The organism is Streptomyces sp. NPDC053513, assembly GCF_044544765.1.
GTDB classification, from domain to species: domain Bacteria; phylum Actinomycetota; class Actinomycetes; order Streptomycetales; family Streptomycetaceae; genus Streptomyces; species Streptomyces litmocidini.
On record NZ_JBITXP010000057.1, the window covers coordinates 1 to 1,980 of the forward strand.

At 65.4% G+C, this 1,980-nt stretch carries 2 protein-coding genes and 2 pseudogenes; 3 read left to right on the top strand and 1 reads right to left on the bottom strand.

The features are described from left to right. Positions 1 to 91: 91 nt before the first annotated feature. The 3 genes and pseudogenes from ACIGW4_RS38080 to ACIGW4_RS38090 all read left to right on the top strand — a co-directional run. A pseudogene (locus tag ACIGW4_RS38080) lies at positions 92 to 757 on the top strand (phage/plasmid primase, P4 family); the annotation flags it as partial. After that, positions 754 to 1,155, top strand: coding sequence for a DUF6009 family protein (locus ACIGW4_RS38085; RefSeq protein ID WP_399586315.1), 402 nt, complete (start codon positions 754 to 756; stop codon positions 1,153 to 1,155). The pseudogene ACIGW4_RS38080 and the gene ACIGW4_RS38085, both read left to right, overlap by 4 nt. 353 nt (positions 1,156 to 1,508) lie before the next feature. Continuing rightward, on the top strand, positions 1,509 to 1,865 hold the full coding sequence (locus ACIGW4_RS38090; protein WP_399586316.1) for a hypothetical protein: 357 nt from the start codon (positions 1,509 to 1,511) through the stop codon (positions 1,863 to 1,865). On the opposite strand, the pseudogene ACIGW4_RS38095 reads toward ACIGW4_RS38090, so the two are convergent. Then, positions 1,855 to 1,980 (bottom strand): annotated as a pseudogene (locus ACIGW4_RS38095) (IS5/IS1182 family transposase); the annotation flags it as partial. The gene ACIGW4_RS38090 and the pseudogene ACIGW4_RS38095 sit on opposite strands and share 11 nt — an antisense overlap.

A 1,980-nucleotide genomic window follows, 5' to 3' on the forward strand; every position in this document is an offset into this window, starting at 1 on the left:
TGTGGTGTGGAGCCTAGACACCTCCACCACACCGGAGGTCTTCGCCATGATCAAGACCAGCCGGCGTTAACAACGCTCATGATCAATACACCTAGCCGAACTCCACGGCCGACGCGTCGTGGTCTGCTCCGAGGTCAAGCCCGGCGACAAATTCGACGAGGCCCGCGTTAAGCTCCTGACCGGTGGCGACCGCATCAAGGCCCGCCGCATGCGCCAGGACTTCTTCTCCTTCAGCCCCACCCACCACCTCTGGCTGCTGGGCAACCACCGCCCCGAGGTCGGCACCGGTGGCTTCGCCTTTTGGCGTCGCATGCGCCTGATCCCCTTCGAGCGCACGGTCTCCGACGACCGCAGGATCGACAACCTTGCCGACATCCTCGTCGCCGAGGAAGGTCCCGGCATCCTCAACTGGCTCATTGACGGCGCCCGCCGCTACCTCAACGGCCAAAAAGACCTCACCGGCCCTGACAAGGTCCGCATCGCCACTACCGCCTACGCCGACACCGAAGACCACACCGGCCGCTTCTTCGACGAAGCCTGCATCCAAGGCCCCGACTGCCGCACCGAGCAGCGCACCCTCTACGACGCCTACCGCGACTGGTGCACCAGCGAGGGCTGCCTGGCCATGAGCAGCCGTACTTTCGCCGCCCGAGCTCGTGAACTTCTGGGACTGTCCTCCCCGAAAGAGATGATCTTGTCGAATTCGAGGAAGTACTACCCTGGCATCGGACTGCTCGCCCACGAGGAGACGTCATGAGTTCCCTGATCAGCGAGAACGATCTCAAGCACGAGACCGAACTCGTCTGGCTCGAGGACGTCTCCCGCCTCGAATACGTCCGCCAGAGCCTCGACCGCCTACCCACCCGCTCAGGCAAGCCCGCCTACCACCGCGACGGCCGCATGGTCGGCTACGCCATCCTCGGCACCGCCGCAAAGGCCTCCCGCGCCTCCGGCACCTTCCGACGCCGTGTCTTCTGGCTGCTGCCACACGACCGCGACACCGAGCCCCAAGGCCTCTACGCCGGCTCCGCCCCCGCTGAAGCTATCGACCCCGCAACTCTCGCACCGACCATCAAGGGGCGTAAGACCGAACGCTCCGAAGGCGGCCCGCCGTCCAACGCGATGCAGGAACTCGGCATAACGCTTCCGCTTTGACTCGTGCACAGCGACCGAAGCGACCAAAGCGACTGAACTTCCGACACAGGCCAACGGAAAAGCTCTGGCCTCGATCGCACCTGATATTTATCCGGCAGTCGGCAGCTTCTACGCTGACCTGCGCAGCATTCGCACGGCGCGGGGGCCAGTCCTCATAGAGGGAGCGCCTCGCGTCCCAGAAACCCTGGGGCCGGGTGGTCTCGCAGTTGGGGGCGTTGAGCCCCTGCCTGGGGAGGCGAGGGGCGATACCGGCTGGCAGCGAGCGGCGTCGCACGCCACTCCCGTCACAACCTCAAGGAACCAGTAAGACGTCGTTTCTTATGGCTGTCAGAGCGGCATGAGAGCCTCCTGGCATGAGCTACGACCTTGCTGTCTGGGAAGGCGATAGGCCGGCAGATGACAAGACCGCCGGCCGGGTCTTCGACGACCTGTACGACCGCTACATCGACAGCGAGGTGGAACAGCCTCCGTCCGAGCACATCGCGGCTTACGTGGCCGCGCTGCTTGAGCGGTGGTGCGACCTCACCGAGGACGAGGAGGACACCTCTCCCTGGTCAACCGGGCCGCTGATCGGCGAGGCCAGCGGTCCGCTGATCTACTTCCCCATGCGGTGGAGCATGGCCGAGGAGGCGTCGGCCTACGCGGCGGCCGTGGCGGAGTCCATGGGTCTGATCTGCTTCGACGTGCAGCAGAACCGGCTCAGGCCGTGAGAAGGCTGGCCAAGCGGCGATAGCCGATGAGGGCTGCGGCTATGCCGATGAAGGCGAGGAAGTGTTCGGCCTTGCGTTCGTAGCGGCGGTGGAGCCTGCGGCAGCCGGCCAGCCA